At 69.2% G+C, this 21,870-nt stretch carries 18 protein-coding genes; 15 read left to right on the forward strand and 3 right to left on the reverse strand.

Annotated features, from left to right (window positions below):
* The first annotated feature begins 275 nt into the window (after positions 1 to 275).
* The 14 genes from OG496_RS33085 to nuoN are packed head-to-tail and all read left to right on the forward strand — an operon-like array spanning position 276 to position 16,248.
* The gene (locus OG496_RS33085) at positions 276 to 635 is read left to right on the forward strand and encodes an NADH-quinone oxidoreductase subunit A (protein ID WP_007383963.1); all 360 of its coding nucleotides are present in this window, start codon (positions 276 to 278) and stop codon (positions 633 to 635) included.
* A gap of 14 nt (positions 636 to 649) precedes the next feature.
* Positions 650 to 1,204 carry an NADH-quinone oxidoreductase subunit B family protein gene (locus OG496_RS33090; protein WP_094215591.1) on the forward strand — a complete coding sequence of 185 codons (555 nt, stop codon included), beginning with the start codon at positions 650 to 652 and terminating at the stop codon, positions 1,202 to 1,204.
* Positions 1,201 to 1,941, forward strand: coding sequence for an NADH-quinone oxidoreductase subunit C (locus OG496_RS33095; RefSeq protein WP_405973529.1), 741 nt, complete (start codon positions 1,201 to 1,203; stop codon positions 1,939 to 1,941). Before OG496_RS33090 ends, OG496_RS33095 begins: the two co-directional genes overlap by 4 nt.
* A complete protein-coding gene (locus OG496_RS33100) occupies positions 1,938 to 3,275 on the forward strand; it encodes an NADH-quinone oxidoreductase subunit D (protein ID WP_405973530.1) in 1,338 nt (445 codons plus the stop codon). The genes OG496_RS33095 and OG496_RS33100 overlap by 4 nt, the downstream gene beginning before the upstream one ends.
* The gene (gene nuoE, locus OG496_RS33105) at positions 3,272 to 4,123 is read left to right on the forward strand and encodes an NADH-quinone oxidoreductase subunit NuoE (RefSeq protein ID WP_366497391.1); all 852 of its coding nucleotides are present in this window, start codon (positions 3,272 to 3,274) and stop codon (positions 4,121 to 4,123) included. The genes OG496_RS33100 and nuoE overlap by 4 nt, the downstream gene beginning before the upstream one ends.
* Complete coding sequence (nuoF, locus tag OG496_RS33110; protein WP_399397453.1) at positions 4,123 to 5,469, forward strand: NADH-quinone oxidoreductase subunit NuoF; 1,347 nt, start codon at positions 4,123 to 4,125, stop codon at positions 5,467 to 5,469. The genes nuoE and nuoF overlap by 1 nt, the downstream gene beginning before the upstream one ends.
* Positions 5,466 to 7,970, forward strand: a complete 2,505-nt coding sequence (locus OG496_RS33115) for an NADH-quinone oxidoreductase subunit G (RefSeq protein ID WP_405973531.1) — start codon at positions 5,466 to 5,468, stop codon at positions 7,968 to 7,970. Before nuoF ends, OG496_RS33115 begins: the two co-directional genes overlap by 4 nt.
* 11 nt (positions 7,971 to 7,981) lie before the next feature.
* Positions 7,982 to 9,346 carry an NADH-quinone oxidoreductase subunit NuoH gene (gene nuoH, locus OG496_RS33120; protein WP_366497507.1) on the forward strand — a complete coding sequence of 455 codons (1,365 nt, stop codon included), beginning with the start codon at positions 7,982 to 7,984 and terminating at the stop codon, positions 9,344 to 9,346.
* The gene (gene nuoI / locus OG496_RS33125) at positions 9,339 to 9,968 is read left to right on the forward strand and encodes an NADH-quinone oxidoreductase subunit NuoI (protein WP_405973532.1); all 630 of its coding nucleotides are present in this window, start codon (positions 9,339 to 9,341) and stop codon (positions 9,966 to 9,968) included. Before nuoH ends, nuoI begins: the two co-directional genes overlap by 8 nt.
* Complete coding sequence (locus OG496_RS33130; protein ID WP_366497388.1) at positions 9,965 to 10,810, forward strand: NADH-quinone oxidoreductase subunit J; 846 nt, start codon at positions 9,965 to 9,967, stop codon at positions 10,808 to 10,810. Before nuoI ends, OG496_RS33130 begins: the two co-directional genes overlap by 4 nt.
* Entirely contained in the window at positions 10,807 to 11,106 is a 300-nt protein-coding gene (gene nuoK, locus OG496_RS33135; RefSeq protein WP_016437642.1) for an NADH-quinone oxidoreductase subunit NuoK, read from the forward strand. The genes OG496_RS33130 and nuoK overlap by 4 nt, the downstream gene beginning before the upstream one ends.
* A gap of 14 nt (positions 11,107 to 11,120) precedes the next feature.
* Positions 11,121 to 13,016: an NADH-quinone oxidoreductase subunit L gene (nuoL, locus tag OG496_RS33140; protein WP_405973533.1), complete on the forward strand. Its 1,896-nt coding sequence runs from the start codon at positions 11,121 to 11,123 to the stop codon at positions 13,014 to 13,016.
* A gap of 5 nt (positions 13,017 to 13,021) precedes the next feature.
* The gene (locus tag OG496_RS33145) at positions 13,022 to 14,593 is read left to right on the forward strand and encodes an NADH-quinone oxidoreductase subunit M (protein WP_366497386.1); all 1,572 of its coding nucleotides are present in this window, start codon (positions 13,022 to 13,024) and stop codon (positions 14,591 to 14,593) included.
* Positions 14,590 to 16,248, forward strand: a complete 1,659-nt coding sequence (gene nuoN / locus OG496_RS33150) for an NADH-quinone oxidoreductase subunit NuoN (protein WP_405973534.1) — start codon at positions 14,590 to 14,592, stop codon at positions 16,246 to 16,248. Before OG496_RS33145 ends, nuoN begins: the two co-directional genes overlap by 4 nt.
* Positions 16,249 to 16,320: 72 nt before the next feature.
* Here nuoN and OG496_RS33155 read toward each other — a convergent pair whose 3' ends face one another.
* Positions 16,321 to 16,869 (reverse strand): hypothetical protein, encoded by a 549-nt coding sequence (locus OG496_RS33155; RefSeq protein ID WP_405973535.1) that lies wholly within the window; start codon positions 16,867 to 16,869, stop codon positions 16,321 to 16,323.
* Between the two features lie 255 nt (positions 16,870 to 17,124).
* Here OG496_RS33155 and recQ point away from each other — a divergent pair, with 255 nt between their 5' ends.
* Positions 17,125 to 19,194 (forward strand): DNA helicase RecQ, encoded by a 2,070-nt coding sequence (gene recQ, locus OG496_RS33160; RefSeq protein WP_405973536.1) that lies wholly within the window; start codon positions 17,125 to 17,127, stop codon positions 19,192 to 19,194.
* Between the two features lie 198 nt (positions 19,195 to 19,392).
* Here the strand turns inward: recQ and OG496_RS33165 are convergent, their stop codons facing one another.
* Both OG496_RS33165 and fahA read right to left on the reverse strand, forming a co-directional pair.
* Entirely contained in the window at positions 19,393 to 20,331 is a 939-nt protein-coding gene (locus OG496_RS33165) for a M56 family metallopeptidase (protein WP_366099681.1), read from the reverse strand.
* A gap of 222 nt (positions 20,332 to 20,553) precedes the next feature.
* Positions 20,554 to 21,768 (reverse strand): fumarylacetoacetase, encoded by a 1,215-nt coding sequence (fahA, locus tag OG496_RS33170; RefSeq protein WP_405973537.1) that lies wholly within the window; start codon positions 21,766 to 21,768, stop codon positions 20,554 to 20,556.
* Between the last annotated feature and the right edge of the window lie 102 nt (positions 21,769 to 21,870).

Below are 21,870 nucleotides of genomic sequence, written 5' to 3' on the forward strand. Positions count from 1 at the left end.
CCTCTGGTGATCGGCCGGGCGCTTCGCGTGCGAAGATCGCCGCCCGTTCGGCGCGGTGATCCTTCGTCGGGTGGTGGAGATCACAAAGCTTGTGTAATACCCCGTGTCGCAGATCACAGAGCGCCGGGCATAAGATGCGGGGCAGTTGGGCTTGTGACCTGCTTCACATGTTCTCGATCTTCGTTGGGACGAACGGGGGTTGAGCGGCGCGTGAGCCGGAAGCGGACCCGATGCCATCGCCAGCAGTCAGTGCCGACTGAGAGGAGCGAGGAGCGGTGAACGCGTATGCGCCCATCCTCGTACTGGGAGCCCTCGGGGCAGGCTTTGCGATCTTCTCCGTGGTCATGGCCACGCTGATCGGTCCGAAGCGGTACAACCGGGCCAAGCTCGAAGCGTACGAGTGCGGCATCGAGCCGACCCCCACGCCGGCCGGCGGCGGGCGCTTCCCCATCAAGTACTACCTGACGGCGATGCTCTTCATCGTCTTCGACATCGAGATCGTCTTCCTCTACCCCTGGGCCGTCACCTTCGACGCCCTGGGTGTTTTCGGGCTCGTGGAGATGCTGCTCTTCGTGCTCACCGTCTTCGTCGCGTACGCGTACGTATGGCGGCGCGGCGGCCTGGAATGGGACTGAGGGGCCTTTAACTCATGGGACTCGAAGAAAAGCTGCCGAGCGGTTTCCTGCTGACCACCGTAGAGCAGGCCGCGGGCTGGGTACGCAAGGCGTCCGTCTTCCCGGCCACGTTCGGACTCGCCTGCTGCGCCATCGAGATGATGACGACCGGCGCCGGACGCTACGACCTCGCGCGCTTCGGCATGGAGGTCTTCCGCGGATCACCCCGCCAGGCGGACCTGATGATCGTCGCGGGCCGGGTCAGCCAGAAGATGGCGCCGGTGCTGCGGCAGGTCTACGACCAGATGCCGAACCCCAAGTGGGTCATCTCCATGGGCGTCTGCGCCTCGTCGGGCGGCATGTTCAACAACTACGCGATCGTGCAGGGCGTCGACCACATCGTCCCGGTCGACATCTACCTCCCGGGCTGCCCGCCACGGCCCGAGATGCTGCTGGACGCGATCCTCAAGCTCCACCACAAGATCCAGACCTCCAAGCTCGGTGTGAACGCCGAGGAGGCGGCCCGTGAGGCGGAGGAGGCGGCGCTCAAGGCACTGCCCACCATCGAGATGAAGGGCCTGCTGCGGTGAGTGACGCGAACGGCACCAACGGAGCCGACCCGGAGCAGGACCCGGGTGACTCCAACCTCCCCGGCCAGCGCGGCGAGGGCGAGGAGATCCGCGTCCAGCGCGGCATGTTCGGCGCCAACAATGGCGGCGACACCTCCGGTTACGGCGGCCTGGTCCGCTCGGTCCGCCTGCCGGGCGAGGCGAGCCGGCCCTACGGCGGGTGGTTCGACGAGGTCGCCGACGAGCTGGAGGGCGCCCTGGAGGAACAGGGCCTGCTGCCCGGCAACGCGATCGAGAAGACGATCGTCGACCGCGGTGAGCTCACCTTCCACATCGAACGCGAGCACCTGGTCCGCGTCGCCCAGACCCTGCGCGACGACCCGGCCCTGCGCTTCGAACTCTGCACCGGCGTCAGCGCGGTCCACTACCTGCACGACAAGGGCCGCGAACTGCACGCCGTCTACCACCTGCGCTCGATCACCCACAACCGGCTGATCCGCCTCGAAGTCAGCGCCCCGGACAGTGATCCGCACATCCCGTCCCTGGTCCCGGTCTATCCGACCAACGACTGGCACGAGCGCGAGACCTACGACTTCTTCGGGATCGTCTTCGACGGTCACCCGGCCCTGACGCGGATCATGATGCCGGACGACTGGCAGGGCCACCCGCAGCGCAAGGACTACCCCCTCGGCGGCATCGCCGTCGAGTACAAGGGCGCCCAGATCCCGGCTCCGGACCAGCGGAGGTCGTACTCGTGAGCACGCAGTCAGCATCCGCCTCCGCCGCTTCCGCGCGCGAGACCACCGAGGGCACCGTATATACGGTCACCGGTGGCGACTGGGACGAGGTCGTCCAGTCCGCGGCCAAGGCCGACGACGAGCGCATCGTCGTCAACATGGGGCCCCAGCACCCCTCCACGCACGGTGTGCTCCGCCTGATCCTGGAGATCGACGGCGAGACGGTCACCGAGGCCCGCTGCGGCATCGGCTACCTGCACACCGGTATCGAGAAGAACCTCGAATACCGCACGTGGACGCAGGGCACCACGTTCGTGACGCGCATGGACTATCTGACGTCCTTCTTCAACGAGACCGCCTACTGTCTCGCCGTCGAGAAACTCCTCGGCGTCGAGGACCAGATCACCGAGCGGGCGAAGATCATCCGGGTGCTCCTGATGGAGCTGAACCGCTTGTCCTCCCACCTGGTGTGCATCGCCACCGGCGGGATGGAACTCGGCGCCACCACGATCATGATCTACGGATTCCGCGATCGTGAAATGATTCTCGACATCTACGAGCTCATCACGGGCCTGCGGATGAACCACGCGTACATCCGCCCCGGCGGACTCGCCCAGGACCTGCCGCCCGGCGCGGTGGACCAGATCCGCGAGTTCGTGAAGAAGATGAAGAAGAACCTCCCCGAGTACGACAAACTCGCCACCGGGAACCCCATCTTCAAGGCCCGTATGCAGGACGTCGGTTACCTCGACCTGGCCGGCTGCATGGCCCTCGGCGCCACGGGCCCGATCCTGCGCTCCACCGGCCTCCCGCACGACCTTCGCAAGGCGCAGCCTTACTGCGACTACGAGACGTACGACTTCGACATCCCGACCGCCGACACCTGCGACTCCTACGGCCGCTTCCTCATCCGCCTGGAGGAGATGCGCCAGTCGCTCAGGATCGTCGAGCAGTGCCTGGACCGGCTGCAGCCCGGCCCGGTCATGGTCGCCGACAAGAAGATCGCCTGGCCCGCCCAACTCGCGCTCGGGCCGGACGGGTTGGGCAACTCGCTCGACCACATCAAGCAGATCATGGGCACCTCCATGGAGGCCCTGATCCACCACTTCAAGCTGGTGACCGAAGGCTTCCGCGTGCCGCCGGGACAGGCGTACGCGGCGGTCGAGTCGCCCAAGGGCGAACTCGGGGTGCACGCCGTGTCCGACGGAGGCACCCGCCCCTACCGGGTCCACTTCAGGGACCCGTCCTTCACCAACCTTCAGGCCATGGCGGCGATGTGCGAGGGCGGCCAGGTCGCCGACGTCATCGTCGCCGTCGCGTCCATCGACCCCGTGATGGGAGGCGTCGACCGGTGACCACCAGTTCTTCGGAGCAGGGCGTCAGTCTGGGCATGCCCCAACTGCCCGCGCCCGCCTACCCGGACGACGTCCGGGCCCGACTGGAGGCCGACGGGCGGGAGATCATCGCCCGCTACCCGGACTCCCGCTCGGCCCTCCTGCCGTTGCTGCACCTCGTGCAGGCGGAGGAGGGTCATGTCACGCGCACAGGGCAGCAGTTCTGCGCGACCCTGCTGGACCTGACGACGGCCGAGGTCGCCGCCGTGGCGACCTTCTACTCCATGTACCGGCGCCGGCCGAGCGGTGACTACCAGGTCGGGGTCTGCACCAACACCCTGTGCGCGGTGATGGGCGGCGACGCGATCTTCGAGTCGCTCCAGGAGCACCTGGGCGTCGGCAACGGTGAGACCACCGACGACGGCAAGGTCACCCTGGAGCACATCGAGTGCAACGCGGCCTGCGACTTCGCGCCGGTGGTGATGGTCAACTGGGAGTTCTTCGACAACCAGACCCCGGCCAGCGCCCGCCGCCTCGTCGACGACCTGCGCACGGGCGCTCCCGTGGAGCCCACGCGCGGGGCGCCGATGTGCACCTTCAAGGAGACCGCGCGGATCCTCGCCGGCTTCCCCGACGAGCGGCCAGGGGCCGTCGAGGCAAGCGGCGGTGCGGGACCCGCGTCGCTGGTGGGCCTCCGCCTGGCCAGGGGAGAGACCGCACCCGCGCGCGTGGTCCATCCGCGGGGCTCCGGCGCTCCGCAGGACCAGTCGCCGACGACCGAGCACCTCAGTTCGCACGATGCGCCGCAGGACACGTCGGCTTCCGACCCCGCCCACCCGGCGGGGCCTGTCGCCGAGGAGGGGGAGTGATGACCTTGGCACCCGAACTGAAAGACCACAGCCCCGAGAAGCTGCTCGCACCCGTGCTGTCGGCCTTCTGGGACGAGGACAAGTCCTGGAGTCTGGACGTCTACAAAAGGCACGAGGGATACGAGGGGCTCCGCAAGGCGCTCGCCATGTCGCCGGACGACCTCATCGCGTATGTGAAGGACTCCGGTCTGCGCGGTCGCGGTGGCGCCGGTTTCCCCACCGGAATGAAATGGCAATTCATTCCCCAAGGGGATGGAAAACCACACTATCTAGTTGTCAACGCCGACGAGTCGGAGCCCGGGACCTGTAAGGACATCCCGCTCCTCTTCGCGAACCCGCACAGCCTCATCGAGGGCATTGTCATCGCGTGCTATGCCATCAGGTCGTCGCATGCCTTCATCTATCTGCGTGGTGAAGTCGTCCCCGTATTGCGGCGGTTGCACGAGGCCGTACGCGAGGCGTACGAGGCGGGCTACCTCGGCGAGAACATCCTGGGCAGCGGACTCGACCTCCAGCTCACCGTGCACGCAGGCGCGGGCGCGTACATCTGCGGTGAGGAGACCGCGCTGCTCGACTCGCTCGAAGGCCGCCGTGGTCAACCGCGGCTCCGTCCCCCTTTCCCTGCGGTCGCGGGCCTCTATGCGTGCCCGACTGTGGTGAATAACGTCGAGTCGATCGCGTCAGTTCCCGCCATTCTGCAAAAAGGCAAGGAATGGTTCAGGTCGATGGGCAGCGAGAAGTCCCCGGGCTTCACGCTCTACTCGCTCAGCGGCCATGTCACCAGTCCCGGTCAGTACGAGGCGCCGCTCGGCATCACACTCCGCCAGCTGCTCGACATGAGCGGCGGCATCCGGGCCGGGCATCGCCTCAAGTTCTGGACGCCGGGCGGGTCTTCCACGCCGATGTTCACCGACGAGCACCTCGACGTCCCTCTTGACTACGAGGGAGTGGGCGCCGCGGGTTCCATGCTCGGCACCAAGGCTCTGCAATGTTTCGACGAGACGACCTGCGTCGTGCGTGCCGTCACCCGCTGGACCGAGTTCTACGCCCACGAGTCCTGCGGCAAGTGCACCCCGTGCCGTGAAGGGACGTACTGGCTCGTGCAGTTGCTGCGCGACATCGAGGCCGGCAAGGGCGCCATGTCCGACCTCGACAAGCTGAACGACATCGCCGACAACATCAACGGCAAGTCCTTCTGCGCCCTCGGCGACGGCGCCGCCTCGCCGATCTTCTCCTCGCTCAAGTACTTCCGCGAGGAGTACGAGCAGCACATCACGGGCCGGGGCTGCCCCTTCGACCCGGCCAAGTCCACGGCCTGGGCCGACCGCACGGAGGTGAACGCATGACGGTGACCACGAACGCTCCCTCCGGAGGGGGCGAAGCGGCGGTCCCGCCCGAGGATCTCGTCTCGCTGACGATCGACGGCGCCGAGATCAGCGTGCCCAAGGGCACCCTGGTCATCCGCGCCGCCGAGCAACTCGGCATCGAGATCCCCAGGTTCTGCGACCATCCCCTCCTCGACCCGGTCGGCGCCTGCCGTCAGTGCATCGTCGAGGTCGAGGGCCAGCGCAAACCGATGGCGTCCTGCACGATCACGTGCACGGACGGCATGGTCGTCAAGACCCAGCTCACCTCGCCGGTCGCGGAGAAGTCCCAGCACGGTGTGATGGAGCTGCTCCTCATCAACCACCCGCTGGACTGCCCGGTCTGCGACAAGGGCGGCGAGTGCCCCCTGCAGAACCAGGCGATGTCCCACGGCAACGCCGAGTCCCGCTTCGAGGGCAGGAAGCGGACCTACGAGAAGCCCGTCCCGATCTCCACCCAGGTGCTCCTGGACCGCGAGCGGTGCGTGCTGTGCGCCCGCTGCACCCGCTTCTCCAACCAGATCGCGGGCGACCCGATGATCGAGCTCCTGGAGCGGGGCTCGCTCCAGCAGGTCGGCACCGGTGAGGGCGACCCCTTCGAGTCGTACTTCTCCGGGAACACCATCCAGATCTGCCCGGTGGGCGCGCTCACCTCGGCGGCGTACCGATTCCGCTCCCGCCCCTTCGACCTGGTCTCCACACCTTCCGTGTGCGAGCACTGCTCCGGAGGCTGCGCGACCCGCACCGACCACCGGCGCGGCAAGGTCATGCGGCGCCTGGCCGCCGTCGACCCCGAGGTCAACGAGGAGTGGGTCTGCGACAAGGGGCGCTTCGGCTTCCGGTACGCGCAGCAGCGCGACCGGCTGCAGACGCCCCTGGTGCGCAACGCGGACGGCGTCCTGGAGCCCGCGTCCTGGCCGGAGGCCCTGGAGGCCGCCGCCCAGGGACTGTCGGCCGCGCGGGGCCGGACCGGTGTCCTGACCGGCGGCCGCCTCACCATCGAGGACGCCTACGCGTACAGCAAGTTCGCGCGCGTGGCGCTCGACACCAACGACATCGACTTCCGCGCGCGCGTGCACAGCAGCGAGGAGGCCGACTTCCTGGCCGCCCGGGTCGCCGGCCGCGGCCGGGACCTCGACGGCAACGGCGTCACGTACACCTCCCTGGAGAAGGCGCCCGCCGTCCTGCTGGTCGGGTTCGAGTCCGAGGAGGAGGCGCCCGGCGTCTTCCTGCGGCTGCGCAAGGCCTCGCGCACGCACGGGCAGCGGGTGTTCTCGCTCGCCACCCACGCCACGCGCGGACTGGACAAGGCGGGCGGCATCCTGCTGCCGGCCGCTCCCGGCACCGAGACCGAGTGGCTGGACGCGCTCGCCAGCGGGTTCGGTCTGGAGGACGACGGCGCCCGCGCCTCCGAGGCGCTGCGCACCGAAGGCGCCGTGATCGTCGTCGGGGAGCGGCTGGCCGCCGTCGCCGGTGGTCTCACCGCCGCCGTACGGGCCGCGTTCGCCACCGGTGCCCGGCTGGTGTGGATTCCGCGCCGGGCCGGGGAGCGCGGGGCGATCGAGGCGGGCGCGCTGCCGTCGCTGCTGCCGGGCGGGCGTCCGGCCACCGACCCACGCGCGCGTGACGAGGTCGCCGTCGCCTGGGGCGTCGCCGAACTCCCGCACCGCTACGGCCGCGACGCCGGCCAGATCGTCGAGGCCGCCGCCGGTGGTGAACTCCGGGCGCTGCTCGTCGCCGGTGTGGAGCCGGGCGACCTGTCCGACCCGGCACGCGCGCGTGCGGCACTGCACGAAGTCGGCTTCCTGGTGTCGCTCGAACTGCGGCCCAGCGAGGTCACCGAGCACGCGGATGTCGTTCTCCCGGTCGCGGCGGTCGCCGAGAAGGCGGGCGCCTTCCTCAACTGGGAGGGCCGGGTCCGCTTCTTCGACGCCGCGCTCAAGCCCGACCAGATGACCCGCACCCTCGCGCCGACCGACGCGCGTGTGCTGCACATGCTGGCCGACGCCATGGACGTACACCTGGGTCTGCCCGATCTGCGCACCACGCGCGCGGAGTTGGACCGGCTCGGGGCCTGGGACGGGCCGCGGGCCACCGATCCGCTGGAGACCGCGGGTGTGCTGCCCCGGCCGGCCGCCGGGGAGGCCGTGCTCGCCGGACACCGGCTGCTGCTTGACCAGGGCGCGCTCCAGGAGGGCGACGAAGCACTCGCCGGCACCCGGCACGCCGCCCACGCGCGCGTGTCGGCCGCCACGGCCGCCGAGGCGGGCGTCAAGGACGGCGACGCGCTCGCCGTGACCGGCAACTCCGGAACCGTCGAACTCCCGCTGCGGATCACCGAGATGCCCGACCGCGTGGTCTGGCTCCCGCTGAACTCCACCGGCGGGGGCGTCGCCTCCGACACCGGGGCGCTGCCCGGCGCACTCGTCCGCATCGGCCCGGCCACGCTCGCGGGCGAGGCCCCCAAGGAGGTGGAGGCATGAGTCCCTACGGCATGAGCCCGTACCTCGCCGCGGAAGACCTCTCGATGTTCGGCCGCGACCCCTGGTGGCTGGTCGTCGTCAAAGCGGTGTTCTGCTTCGCGTTCCTGATGATCACCGTGCTGTTCTCGATCGTCTGGGAACGCAAGGTCGTCGCCTGGATGCAGCTGCGCATCGGCCCCAACCGGCACGGCCCCTGGGGCATGCTCCAGTCGCTCGCCGACGGCGTGAAGCTGATGCTCAAGGAAGACCTGATCGTCAAGCGCGCGGACAAGCTGATCTACGTCCTCGCGCCGATCATCGCGGCCATCCCGGCCTTCATGGCGATCGCGGTGATCCCCTTCGGGCCCGCCGACAACGAGGTCTCGATCTTCGGCCACCGCACCACGATGCAGCTCACCGACCTGCCGATCGCGATGCTCTACATCCTCGCGGTCGCCTCGGTCGGCATCTACGGCATCGTCCTGGCGGGCTGGAGCTCCGGCTCCACCTACCCGCTGCTCGGCGGTCTGCGCTCCTGCGCGCAGATGATCTCCTACGAGATCGCGATGGGCGCCGCGTTCGCTTCGGTGTTCCTCTACTCCGGGTCGATGTCCACGTCGACGATCGTTGAACAACAGCACGACCGCTGGTACATCATCCTGCTGCCGGTCTCCTTCATCATCTACATCATCACGATGGTCGGCGAGACCAACCGCGCCCCCTTCGACATGCCGGAGTCCGAGGGCGACCTGGTCGGCGGCTTCAACACCGAGTACTCGTCCATCAAGTTCGCGCTCTTCATGCTCGCCGAGTACGTGAACATGGTGACGGTCTCCGCGGTGTCGACCACGCTCTTCCTGGGCGGCTGGCGGGCCCCGTGGCCGATCAGCTCCTTCTGGGAGGGCGCGAACCACGGCTGGTGGCCGATGCTCTGGTTCGTCATCAAGGTCCAGCTGCTGCTGTTCTTCTTCATCTGGCTCCGCGGCACCCTCCCGCGCGTGCGCTACGACCAGTTGATGAAGCTCGGCTGGAAGGTCCTCATCCCGGTCTCCGTCGTCTGGCTGATGCTCGTCGCGACCGTACGGACCCTCAAGAACGAGAACTACGACTTCGCCGACATCGCCCTCTACATCGGCGGCGGTGTGCTCGTCCTGCTGTTGCTGTCCTTCATCGCGGACATGTTCCGCCAGAAGGCCAAGGACGACGCGCAACTGGCCGAGGAACCCGCCGGGTTCGACGCGATGGCGGGCGGATTCCCCGTACCGCCGCTGCCGGGACAGGAGTTGCCACCGGTGCCACGGCGCCCCTCGCGCCGCGAGCGGGAGTTGATTGTCAGTGGTGGGTCGGACACTGGCAGTGACGGATCTCTGGATGGAAAGGAGGCGTCCGATGGCTGAGGAGCCCAAGGAGACCAAACCCGGTTTCCAGAACCCTGTGGCCGGCTTCGGCGTGACCTTCAAGGCCATGTTCAAGAAGCGGCTGACCGAGCAGTACCCGGAGCAGGAGAAGACCACAGCCCCCCGGTTCCACGGACGGCACCAGCTCAACCGCCATCCGGACGGCCTGGAGAAGTGCATCGGCTGCGAGCTGTGCGCCTGGGCCTGCCCCGCCGACGCCATCTATGTGGAGGGCGCCGACAACACCGACGAGGAGCGCTACTCGCCGGGCGAGCGGTACGGCCGCGTCTACCAGATCAACTACGCCCGCTGCATCCTGTGCGGCCTGTGCATCGAGGCATGCCCCACGCGCGCGTTGACGATGACCAACGAGTTCGAGCTGGCGGACACCAGCCGCGCCAACCTCATCTACACCAAGGAACAGCTGCTGGCGGGCCTCGACGACACCATGGTCGACAGCCCGCACGCCATCTACCCGGGGATGGACGAACAGGACTACTACCGGGGCCTGGTGACGGAGGCCGCACCGGGCACGGTGCCCCAAGTGGCCGTCTCCAAGGGCGAACTGCATCCATTGGCAAGCCCTTCGGGCGCGGCTGAAGAAGAGGGGGCGGAGGCATGAGCGCGCAGTTCGCCGCCGCCTACTCCACCTCCACCGGCGAGGCCTTCCAGTTCTGGGTCCTCGGCACGGTCGCGGTGATCGGCGCCCTGTCCACCGTCCTCATGAGGAGGGCCGTGCACAGCGCCCTCTCCCTCGCCGGGACCATGATCATCCTGGCGGTCTTCTACCTCGCCAACGGCGCCTACTTCCTGGGCATCGTGCAGATCGTCGTCTACACGGGCGCGATCATGATGCTGTTCCTCTTCGTGGTGATGCTGGTCGGCGTCACGGCCGCCGACTCCCTGACGGAGACCATCAAGGGCCAGCGCTGGCTGGCCCTTCTCTGTGGGCTCGGCTTCGGCATCCTGCTGCTCGCGGGCATCGGCAACGCCTCGCTCACGCAGTTCGACGGCCTGAGCACGGCCAACGCCAACGGCAACGTGGAGGGCCTGGCCGCCCTCATCTTCACGAAGTACGTGTTCGCCTTCGAGATCACGGGCGCCCTGCTGATCACGGCCGCCGTCGGCGCCATGGTGCTCACGCACCGCGAGCGCACCGAGCGGCCCAAGACCCAGCGCGAGCTGTCCGAGCAGCGCGTCCGCGAGGGCAAGCACCTCCCGCCGCTCCCCGCCCCCGGCGTCTACGCCCGGCACAACGCGGTGGACATCGCGGGCCTGCTGCCCGACGGCACCCCGTCTGAGCTCACGGTCAGCAAGACGCTCCGTGACCGTGGCCAGATCCGCGACGTGTCCAGTGAGGCGCTGAGCGACCTGCGGGCCCTGGAGCAGCGTGCCGAGGAGCGCCTGGAGCGCACCGAGATCGAGCCGGCGAACCTCAAGCGGACCGAGGAGGCGTCGAAGTGAACCCCGTCAACTACCTCTATCTCTCCGCCCTGTTGTTCACGATCGGCGCGACCGGCGTGCTGATCCGGCGGAACGCGATCGTCGTCTTCATGTGCATCGAGCTGATGCTCAACGCCTGCAACCTCGCGTTCGTCACCTTCTCCCGGATGCACGGCAACCTCGACGGTCAGGTCATCGCCTTCTTCACGATGGTCGTCGCCGCCGCGGAGGTCGTGGTCGGGCTCGCGATCATCGTGTCGCTGTTCCGTTCCCGCCACTCGGCCTCGGTCGACGACGCCAGCCTGATGAAGCTCTGAGGGGTCGCTGAATCGTGGAGAACCTGATTGCGCTGCTGGTAGCGGCGCCTCTGCTCGGAGCGGTCGTCCTGCTGTGCGGCGGCCGGCGGCTCGATGCCGTCGGCCACTGGATCGGCACGATCCTCTCGTCCGCCTCCTTCGTGATCGGTGTCGTCCTCTTCACCGACCTGCTGGGGAGGAACGCCGAGCACCGGACGCTCATGCAGCACCTGTGGACCTGGGTCCCCGTCGAGGGCTTCCAGGCGGACGTCACCTTCCGCCTCGACCAGCTGTCGATGACCTTCGTCCTGCTGATCACCGGTGTCGGCTCGCTGATCCACCTGTACTCGGTCGGGTACATGGAGCACGACGAGCGCCGGCGCCGCTTCTTCGGCTATCTGAACCTGTTCCTCGCGGCGATGCTGATCCTCGTCCTCGCCGACAACTACCTTCTGCTGTACGTCGGTTGGGAAGGCGTCGGTCTCGCCTCCTACCTGCTGATCGGCTTCTGGCAGCACAAGCCCAGCGCGGCCACCGCCGCGAAGAAGGCCTTCCTGGTCAACCGGGTCGGCGACATGGGCCTGTCGATCGCCATCATGCTGATGTTCACGACGTTCGGGACCTTCGCCTTCGGGCCGGTCCTCAGCCACGTCGGTGACGCCTCCGAGGGCAAGCTCACGGGCATCGCCCTGATGCTGCTGCTCGCCGCCTGCGGCAAGTCCGCCCAGGTGCCGCTGCAGTCCTGGCTCGGCGACGCGATGGAGGGCCCGACCCCGGTCTCGGCCCTCATCCACGCGGCGACCATGGTGACCGCGGGCGTGTACCTGATCGTCCGCTCCGGAGCGATCTTCAACGCGGCGCCGGACGCACAACTCGTCGTCACCGTCGTCGGTGCCGTCACGCTCCTCTTCGGTGCGATCGTCGGTTGCGCGAAGGACGACATCAAGAAGGCCCTCGCCGGCTCGACCATGTCGCAGATCGGCTACATGGTCCTCGCCGCGGGCCTCGGCCCCATCGGCTACGTCTTCGCGATCATGCACCTGGTGACGCACGGCTTCTTCAAGGCCGGGCTCTTCCTCGGCGCCGGTTCGGTCATGCACGGCATGAACGACGAGGTCGACATGAGGAAGTACGGCGGCCTCAGGAAGTACATGCCGGTCACCTTCATCACCTTCGGACTCGGCTACCTCGCCATCATCGGCTTCCCGGGCCTGTCCGGCTTCTTCTCCAAGGACAAGATCATCGAGGCGGCCTTCGCGAAGGGCGGCACCGAGGGCTGGATCCTCGGCGGCTCGGCCCTGCTGGGCGCGGCCATCACGGCGTTCTACATGACGCGCGTGATGCTGATGACCTTCTTCGGCGAGAAGCGCTGGCAGCCCGACGAGAACGGCAACGAACCGCACCCGCACGAGTCCCCGAAGACGATGACGATCCCGATGATCGTGCTGGCCTTCGGATCGGTCTTCGCCGGCGGCATCTTCGGCATCGGCGACCGCTTCCTGCACTGGCTGGAGCCCATCACAGGCCACGAGGAGGGCAACTCCCCGGTCAGCGCCCTGACGGTCACCCTGGCCACCATGGTGGTGCTCGTCATCGGCGTCGGGATCGCCTGGGCGCAGTACGGGCGCAAGCCGGTCCCGGCCGTCGCCCCGCGCGGGTCGCTGCTCACCCGGGCCGCCCGCCGCGACCTCCTCCAGGACGACTTCAACCACGTCGTCCTGGTGCGCGGCGGCGAGCACCTCACCCGCTCCCTGGTCTACGTCGACCACACCCTGGTCGACGGCGTCGTCAACGGCACGGCGGCCTCCATGGGCGGCCTCTCCGGAAGGCTGCGCAAGCTGCAGAACGGCTACGCGCGGTCGTACGCGGTCTCGATGTTCGGCGGTGCGGCCATCCTCGTCGCCGCGACCCTGCTGATGAGGGCGGTCTGATACCGATGTCCTTTCCCCTCCTGACAGCGACGGCGGTGCTCCCGGCCCTCGGGGCGGTGGCCACGGCCGCCGTCCCGGCCGCCCGGCGCACCGCCGCGAAATGGCTGGCGCTGATCGTCTCGCTGGCGACGCTCGCGCTGGCCATCACGATCCTGGTGCGCTTCGACCCGGGTGGCGACCGCTACCAACTCACCGAGTCCCACGCCTGGATCGCCGACTTCGGGGTCCGCTACGAGCTGGGAGTGGACGGCATCGCGGTCGCGCTCCTCGCGCTCACCGCCCTGCTGATCCCGTTCGTGATCCTGGCCGGCTGGCACGACGCCGACCCCCTGGAGACGGGCAACAAGCGCTGGCGGCCCACCCAGGGCTTCTTCGCTCTCATCCTTGCGGTGGAGGCGATGGTGATCATCTCCTTCGAGGCCACCGACGTCTTCCTCTTCTACATCTTCTTCGAAGCCATGCTGATCCCGATGTACTTCCTCATCGGCGGCTTCGGGGACAGCGCCCACGAACACGGCGACGAGGCGGCGGCCACCCAACGGTCGTACGCAGCGGTCAAGTTCCTGCTCTACAACCTGGTCGGCGGGCTCATCATGCTGGCGGCCGTGATCGGCCTCTACGTAGTGGCCGGGAACTTCTCGCTCGCGGACATCGCGCAGGCGCGGGCCAACGGCACGCTGCACATGGCGACCAACACCGAACGCTGGCTGTTCCTGGGCTTCTTCTTCGCCTTCGCGGTGAAGGCGCCCCTGTGGCCGCTGCACACCTGGCTGCCCAACGCGATGGGCGAGGCCACCGCGCCGGTCGCCGTACTGATCACGGCAGTTGTCGACAAGGTCGGCACCTTCGCGATGCTCCGCTTCTGCCTCCAGCTGTTCCCGAACGCGAGCAAGTGGGCGACGCCCGTGATCCTCGTCCTCGCGGTGATCAGCATCATCTACGGCGCGCTGCTCGCGGTCGGGCAGCGGGACATCAAGCGGCTGGTGGCGTACGCGTCGATCTCGCACTTCGGGTTCATCGTGCTGGGCATCTTCGCGATGACCAGCCAGGGCCAGTCCGGCGCGACGCTCTACATGGTCAACCACGGTATTTCCACGGCCGCGTTGATGCTGGTCGCCGGGTTCCTGATCTCGCGGCGCGGCTCGCGTCTGATCGCCGACTACGGAGGGGTGCAGAAAGTGGCCCCGGTGCTCGCGGGCACCTTCCTGATCGGCGGTCTGGCCACGCTGTCGCTGCCGGGACTCGCGCCCTTCGTGAGCGAGTTCCTGGTCCTGGTCGGCACGTTCTCGCGCTACCCCGCGATCGGGATCATCGCCACCTTCGGCATTGTCCTCGCCGCGCTCTACACCCTCGTCCTCTACCAGAGGACGATGACGGGCCCGGTGAAGCCCGAGGTCGCCTCGATGCCGGACCTGCGCCCGCGTGAACTCCTGGTCGTCGCCCCGCTGATCGTGCTGTTGATCTTCCTGGGCGTCTACCCGAAGCCCGTCACGGACATCGTGAACCCGTCGGTCAAGCAGACCTTGTCCGACGTGCACAAGAAGGATCCCAAGCCCTCGGTGGAGGCGGCCAAGTGAGCGCAACAGCCGTCCACAGCCTGTGGACAACGGCGGCAACCGCGGCCGACCCGATCTCGAAGATCGACGCGCCGAAGATCGAGTACGGGCAATTGTCGCCCACCTTGATCATCCTCGGCGCGGCCCTCATCGGGGTCCTGGTCGAGGCGTTCGTCCCGCGCAAGTCCCGTTACTACGCCCAGGTGTTCGTGTCCGCCGTAGCGCTCTGTGCCGCCTTCGCGGCGGTCGTGGCGCTTGCGGCGGACGGGTACGGCACCACCAAGGCGCACATCGCGGCGATGGGCGCGATCGCGGTCGACGGACCGGCCCTGTTCCTGCAGGGCGTGATCCTGCTGTCCGGACTGGTCGGCCTGTTCACCTTCGCGGAACGGCGGCTCGACCCCGAGGCGCACGGCAACCGCGTCGACTCCTTCGCCGCGCAGGCCGCCTCCGTACCGGGCAGCGACAGCGAGAAGGCGGCGATCAAGGCCGGGTTCACCACCACCGAGGTGTTCCCGCTCCTGCTCTTCGCGGTCGCCGGAATGCTCGTCTTCCCGTCCGCCAACGACCTGTTGACCCTGTTCGTGGCCCTGGAAGTCTTCTCGCTCCCGCTCTACCTGCTGTGCGCCCTGGCCCGCCGCAAGCGGCTGCTGTCGCAGGAGGCCGCGGTCAAGTACTTCCTCCTGGGCGCCTTCGCCTCCGCGTTCACCCTGTTCGGCATCGCGCTGCTCTACGGCTACGCGGGCTCGATGTCGTACTCCACGATCGCGCAGGTCGTCGACGGCTCGATCACCAACATCAACCCGGCCCTCGCCGACACCATGGGCAACGACGCGCTGCTGCTCATCGGCGGCGCGATGATCGTCATGGGGCTGCTGTTCAAGGTGGGCGCGGTCCCGTTCCACATGTGGACGCCCGACGTCTACCAGGGCGCGCCGACCCCGGTCACCGGCTTCATGGCCGCCGCGACCAAGGTGGCCGCCTTCGGAGCGCTGCTTCGTCTGCTCTACGTCGTGCTGCCGGGCCTGCGCTGGGACTGGCGGCCCGTCATGTGGGGCGTGGCGATCATCACGATGCTGGGCGGCGCGATCGTCGCGATCACCCAGACCGACATCAAGCGGCTGCTGGCGTACTCGTCGATCGCGCACGCGGGATTCATCCTCGCGGGTGTCATCGCGACCACCAGGGACGGCGTCTCGTCCGTGCTCTTCTACCTGGGCGCCTACTCGTTCGTGACGATCGGCGCGTTCGCGGTCGTCACGCTCGTCCGGGACGCCGGCGGCGAGGCGACGCACCTGTCGAAGTGGGCGGGGCTCGGGCGGAGGTCGCCATTGGTCGCGGCCGTGTTCGCGGTGTTCCTGCTGTCCTTCGCGGGCATTCCGCTGACGGCCGGCTTCGCCGGGAAGTTCGCCGTGTTCAAGGCGGCGGCGGCCGGTGGCGCGGCCCCGCTGGTCGTGGTCGGTGTGCTCTCCTCCGCCATCGCGGCGTTCTTCTACATCCGCGTGATCGTGCTCATGTTCTTCAGCGAGCCGAGGCCCGACGGTCCCACCGTCGCGGTCCCGTCCCCGCTGACCATGGCGACGATCGGGGTGGCCGTCGCGGCGACGCTCGTCCTCGGTGTTGCTCCGCAGTACTTCCTGGACCTGGCCAACCAGGCCGGGGTGTTCGTGCGCTGAGCGCGGGCCGACGAGCCCATACGTAAGGCCCCGGTTTCCTTCGAGGGAGCCGGGGCCTTCGCGTAGGCGCACTCAGACGGTCGGGCAGACGACCTCGGGGTTCCACGCGGCGAACAGGCCCGCCGAGTTGGGCTTGTAGAGCCAGGCGTGCAGGGTGAAGTAACCGGGCAGCTGGTCCTTCTGGAAGGTCTGCCCGAACAGCGTCGGCGCCGCCTGGCCCGAGTCCTTCACGACCCACTCCACCGCGACCAGCTTCCGCGGGCCGCCGCTGGACGTGCCCGTGTACTCGTTCGTGAACCCGTCCGCGTACACGAGCGCCGCCGGCTTCTGCGGATCGACCGAGCCGATGTTCGCCGGGTTGACGTAGTGGTAGCCCATGCCGCCCTCGGCGGGGTCGGCGACACAGGTGTCGGTGCGCGCGTATCCGCCGCTCGCCGCGAACCCCTCGTACCCGTACTTGGCGGTGGCCTGAGTCGTCCTGCTCAGCTCCGTCCACACGGACGGGTCGGGGTCGGCCGCGGCGTGGGCCGGTGCGGCGGTCAGCGCGAGGGCCGCGGCCGTCGCCACCGCGAGGGCGGTCGTGACGGCGCTCTGCACGAGCCGAGAGGACCGAGGGGACATGGTGGGGCTCCTTGGACTTTCGGGAGGCGTCCGCACGCACGGCGCGCCGTCCGTTCGGGGCGTGGCGGGCCTCCGCGGTCCCGCCCGAGCAGCATCTTCCGGCTCTACCGGTCGCGCCATGTGACGGCAGCCATTCGACTGACCACGATCGGTCACCGCCGCCAGCCTGTGGATAACTCCGACGCTGTCAGCGCGGAGCCCTATCGTGGACGCAGTGGTCGAGGGACGACGTACGGGGGACGAGCGATGCACGGGATGGGCGGGACGGTTGTGACGACCGAAGTACGGACGCCGGCGGCACAGGGCGAGAGCGAGGCGCTGGCCACGCTCCACCGCGTCTTCGGCTACGACAGCTTCCGCGGCGAGCAGGAAGAGGTCATCGAGCATGTGGTGGCGGGCGGCGACGCCGTCGTCCTCATGCCGACCGGCGGCGGCAAGTCGTTGTGCTACCAGATCCCGTCCCTGGTCAGACCCGGTACGGGAGTGGTCGTCTCGCCGCTGATCGCGCTGATGCAGGACCAGGTGGACGCGCTGCGGGCGCTCGGGGTGCGCGCCGGGTTCATGAACTCGACGCAGGACTTCGGCGAGCGACGCGTGGTCGAGGCGGAGTTCCTGGCGGGCGAGCTGGACCTGATCTACCTCGCGCCGGAGCGGCTGCGGCTCGACAACACGTTGGACCTGCTGTCGCGCGGCAAGATCTCGGTGTTCGCGATCGACGAGGCGCACTGCGTGTCCTCGTGGGGGCACGACTTCCGCCCGGACTATCTGTCCCTCTCGGTACTCGGCGAGCGCTGGCCGGACGTCCCGCGGATCGCGCTCACGGCGACGGCCACGGACGCGACGCACAAGGAGATCACCCAGCGGCTGAACATGCCGGGCGCCCGGCACTTCGTGGCGAGCTTCGACCGGCCCAACATCCAGTACCGGATCGTGCCGAAGGCCGACCCCAAGAAGCAGCTGCTGAGCTTCCTGCGGGAGGAGCACGCGGGCGACGCGGGCATCGTGTACTGCCTGTCCCGCAAGTCCGTCGACACGACCGCCGAGTTCCTGTCCCGCAACGGCATCGAGGCGGTGCCGTACCACGCGGGCCTGGACTCGGGCACGCGCGCGGCACACCAGTCGCGGTTTCTGCGCGAGGACGGCCTGATCGTCGTCGCGACCATCGCCTTCGGCATGGGCATCGACAAGCCGGACGTACGGTTCGTCGCCCACCTCGACCTGCCCAAGTCCGTCGAGGGCTACTACCAGGAGACGGGTCGTGCGGGGCGTGACGGATCGCCCTCCACGGCGTGGATGGCGTACGGCCTGAACGACGTCATACAACAGCGCAAGATGATCCAGTCCAGCGAGGGCGACGAGGCGTTCCGCCGCCGGGCCGCCTCCCACCTGGAGGCGATGCTCGCGCTGTGCGAGACCGCGCAGTGCCGGCGCGGCCAACTGCTCGCCTACTTCGGGCAGGACCCGGACGCGGCGGCCTGCGGCAACTGCGACACCTGCCTCACCCCGCCCGAGACCTGGGACGGCACGGTCGCCGCGCAGAAGGTGCTGTCGACGGTGGTGCGGCTGCAGAGGGAGCGGGGCCAGAAGTTCGGCGCCCTGCAGATCGTCGACATCCTCATGGGGCGCCGGTCGGCCAAGGTGATCCAGTTCGACCACGACCAGCTGTCCGTGTTCGGCATCGGTCAGGACCTGGCCGAGGGCGAATGGCGGGGCGTAGTGCGGCAGTTGCTGGCACAGGGGCTGCTCGCGGTCGAGGGCGAGTACGGCACGCTGGTGCTCACCGAGGCGAGCGGCACGGTGCTGCGGCGCGAGCGCGAGGTACCGCTCCGCAAGGAGCCGAAGAAGCCTGCGGGCTCCTCGCGGTCGGGGTCCTCGTCCTCGGGCCGGGGCGAGCGCAAGGCCAAGGCCGCGGCGGTGGAGCTGCACGAGTCGCTGCAACCGGCCTTCGAGGCCCTGCGCGCCTGGCGTGCGGAGCAGGCTCGCGAGCAGGGGGTTCCGGCGTACGTCATCTTCCACGACGCCACGCTGCGGGAGATCGCGACGATCTGGCCCACGTCGGTGGGGCAGCTATGCGAGATCAGCGGGGTCGGCGAGAAGAAGCTGGCGACGTACGGGGAGGGCGTGATCGGGGTGCTGGCGGGGCTGGGCGAGGCGCCGGCCGCGGCTTCGGCGCCGGCTGCGGTGCAAGTGTCGGCACCGGCACCGGCGCAGGCGCGGGCACAGGCGTCGGCATCCGCGTCGGGCCGGGCTGCGAAGGATGTTGACCCCGGTGCGGATTACTGGCCGGAGATGGATGAGGAGCCGCCGCCCGAGGACTGGATGTAAGGGGCGGGACTGGGGTGTTGGGGCCCGGACAGGGGCGTGGGTAGTCCCCGGTAGGGTCCTCAGCCCAGCGCGGTCAGTCTGAGGGCGTCCGTGCAGGGGGCCGTAATCCTGGGACCGGGGTGCGGGGAGCCCGCAACGGCCGGCGGTCCAGGGCTGTCGGCGCTTGGCGCTCGGCCCAGGACCGTGAGCCCGGGTTCCTCAGCCCAAGGCCGTAAGCCCCGGTGCGAACACGATCAGCAGGGGCAGCAGCGGGACCAGGGTCGCCACCGTCGTCGTCAGGGCCCGGTGGCGGCGGCCCAGCCTCGGGCGGGGGTCCAGGAGGCGGTTGACGCGTTCGCCCAGGAGGCGGTGGCTGGAGGCGCAGGAGAGGACGCCTCGGTGGTTGTTCAGCTCGATCAGGGCCAACGCCGTTGTCAGGTGGCCGCATTGGCGGGAGGCCGTGTCGTCGGCGGCCAACTCGACCAGGCGGTGGGTCTGGTCGCAGAAGTGGGCGAACAGGGGGACGTGCGGGAAGCCCGAGGCCAGTGCGGTCGAGAGGTGCAGGAGCCAGTCGTGGTGGGCGCGGGCGTGGCCGCGTTCGTGGGTGAGGACCGCGTCGAGCTGGTGGCCGGTGAGGCGGTGCAACGCGCCTGTGGTGACGACCAGTTGGGGCGGGTGACCGGGCATCCACCAGGCGTCCGGGTACTCGTCCTCCAGGACCAGGAGGGGGCCGCGCGCCGGGGGCAGGCCCGCGGGCAGGTCGGGGGCGCGTTCGCGGAGATGGGCGCGGGCCTGGCCTCTGCGGCGGCGGGCCTCGGCGAGTTCGCGGGCCAGCATCGCGGTGGTCCAGGCGGCGCCGCAGGCCAGGGACAGCGTGAGGGCGACCGCCCAGACGGGGGCGGCGGAGAGGTCGTAGGCCGCGGTGACGGCAGGGGGAGCGGGGGCGAAGACATGATCGCGGACGGTGTGGAAGACGGCGGCCGCGCCCAGGACCAGGGCGGCGAGGCAGCACAGCAGGACCGTGGCGACCAGGCACTGCCACACCCACAGGCCGATCACGGGTTCCCGTTCGGGCCACAGCGCCCGGGTCAGCGCGCGCGGAGCCGGCACGGCGGCCGAGAGGGCGACGACGCTCAGCAGGAGCAGGCAGACAGTCATGCCACGGGCTCCGGATCCTGGTCAGCGGAACGAACGGAACAAACAGGGGGAGACGAAGGCGCGGGTGCGGCTGTACCCGAGGGCGGGTGCACGACAGGTGTGCCGCCCGCCGTCAGTATGACTGCACGGGCGGCTGGAGTCAGGTGTACAGAGACCACCGGACTCATCTCACCCGCCGGCCCCCGCGCCGCGGACTCCGCCGACCTCGCCACCCCTCGCGTCTCAGTCCCGCGCCACGATCCGCCCCGTGACCTCGCCCAGCCCCACGCGCGTGCCGTCCGCGCCCGGGGCCCACGCCGACAGGGTGACCACATCCCCGTCCTCCAGGAACGTCCGCTTGCCGTCCGGGAGTTCGAGGGGGTCGCGGCCGTTCCAGGTCAGTTCCAGGAGCGAACCCCGCTCGCGTTCCGTCGGGCCGCTGACCGTGCCGGAGCCGTAGAGGTCGCCGGTGCGGAGGGAGGCGCCGTTGGCCGTCATCTGGGCGAGTTGCTGGGCGGCGGTCCAGTACATGGTGGAGAACGGCGGCTCGGACACCGTGTGGCCGTTGATCACGACGGTGATGCGGAGGTCGTAGCCGCCGGGTTCCTCGGCCGAGTCGTCCAGGTAGGGAAGGAGTTCGTGGGTGCGCTCCGGCGGGGTTGCCCGCGACTCCTCCAGCGCGTCCAGCGGGGTGATCCACGCCGACACCGACGTGGCGAAGGACTTGCCGAGGAACGGGCCGAGGGGGACGTACTCCCAGGCCTGGATGTCGCGTGCCGACCAGTCGTTGAGGAGGCACAGGCCGAAGACGTGTTCGCGGAAGTCGGCGAGCGGCACCGGACTGCCCATCGTCGACGGCGCGCCGACCACGAAGCCGACCTCCGCCTCGATGTCCAGGCGGACCGACGGGCCGAAGACCGGCGCGGGGTCGGCCGGGGACTTGCGCTGGCCGGACGGGCGTACGACCTCCGTGCCCGAGACCACGACCGTGCCGGCGCGGCCGTGGTAACCGATCGGCAGGTGCTTCCAGTTGGGGGTCAGGGAGTCGGGGGCGTCGGGGCGGAAGATGCGGCCGACGTTCCGGGCGTGGTTCTCCGAGGCGTAGAAGTCGACGTAGTCCGCGACCTCGAAGGGGAGGTGCAGGGTCACCGACGAGAGGGGGTGGAAGTACGGGGCGATCGTCTCCTGGTGGGACGGGACCGTCACCCACGCGGTCAGCGCGCGGCGGACGTCCGACCAGGCCGTGTGGCCCGCGGCGAGGAGCGGGGTGAGGGTCGGGTGCGCCAGGAGGGAGACGTACGGCGAGCCGAGTGCCTCCGCTGCCGCGCCCGCGTCGAGCACGTGGTCGCCGAGCCGGACGCCGACGGTCCGTTGGTCCGAGCCGGCTGGCGAGAAGACGCCGTAGGGAAGGTTGTGCGGGCCGAAGGGGTCGCCCTCGGGAAGATCGAAGGGGGGCATGGGTGCTGCCTCACTCTCGTGCGTACGCGCATGTGGCCGCGCCACACGTTACGGGTGAGTTGCGGGAACCGGCAGTGTCTAAAGAGTTCGCAATGTCCGAAT

This window comes from Streptomyces sp. NBC_00988 (genome assembly GCF_045162645.1).
In the GTDB taxonomy this organism is placed as follows: domain Bacteria; phylum Actinomycetota; class Actinomycetes; order Streptomycetales; family Streptomycetaceae; genus Streptomyces.

Bases quoted from the DNA above. Each gene is read 5' to 3' on its own strand.
- recQ (WP_405973536.1), top strand. From the start codon at position 17,125: ATGGGCGGGACGGTTGTGACGACCGAAGTACGGACGCCGGCGGCACAG.
- nuoH (WP_366497507.1), top strand. From the start codon at position 7,982: ATGAGCCCGTACCTCGCCGCGGAAGACCTCTCGATGTTCGGCCGCGAC.
- nuoF (WP_399397453.1), top strand. From the start codon at position 4,123: ATGACCTTGGCACCCGAACTGAAAGACCACAGCCCCGAGAAGCTGCTC.
- OG496_RS33130 (WP_366497388.1), top strand. From the start codon at position 9,965: ATGAGCGCGCAGTTCGCCGCCGCCTACTCCACCTCCACCGGCGAGGCC.
- OG496_RS33115 (WP_405973531.1), top strand. From the start codon at position 5,466: ATGACGGTGACCACGAACGCTCCCTCCGGAGGGGGCGAAGCGGCGGTC.
- nuoI (WP_405973532.1), top strand. From the start codon at position 9,339: ATGGCTGAGGAGCCCAAGGAGACCAAACCCGGTTTCCAGAACCCTGTG.
- OG496_RS33165 (WP_366099681.1), bottom strand. From the start codon at position 20,331: ATGACTGTCTGCCTGCTCCTGCTGAGCGTCGTCGCCCTCTCGGCCGCC.
- OG496_RS33145 (WP_366497386.1), top strand. From the start codon at position 13,022: ATGTCCTTTCCCCTCCTGACAGCGACGGCGGTGCTCCCGGCCCTCGGG.
- OG496_RS33090 (WP_094215591.1), top strand. From the start codon at position 650: ATGGGACTCGAAGAAAAGCTGCCGAGCGGTTTCCTGCTGACCACCGTA.
- OG496_RS33155 (WP_405973535.1), bottom strand. From the start codon at position 16,869: ATGTCCCCTCGGTCCTCTCGGCTCGTGCAGAGCGCCGTCACGACCGCC.
- fahA (WP_405973537.1), bottom strand. From the start codon at position 21,768: ATGCCCCCCTTCGATCTTCCCGAGGGCGACCCCTTCGGCCCGCACAAC.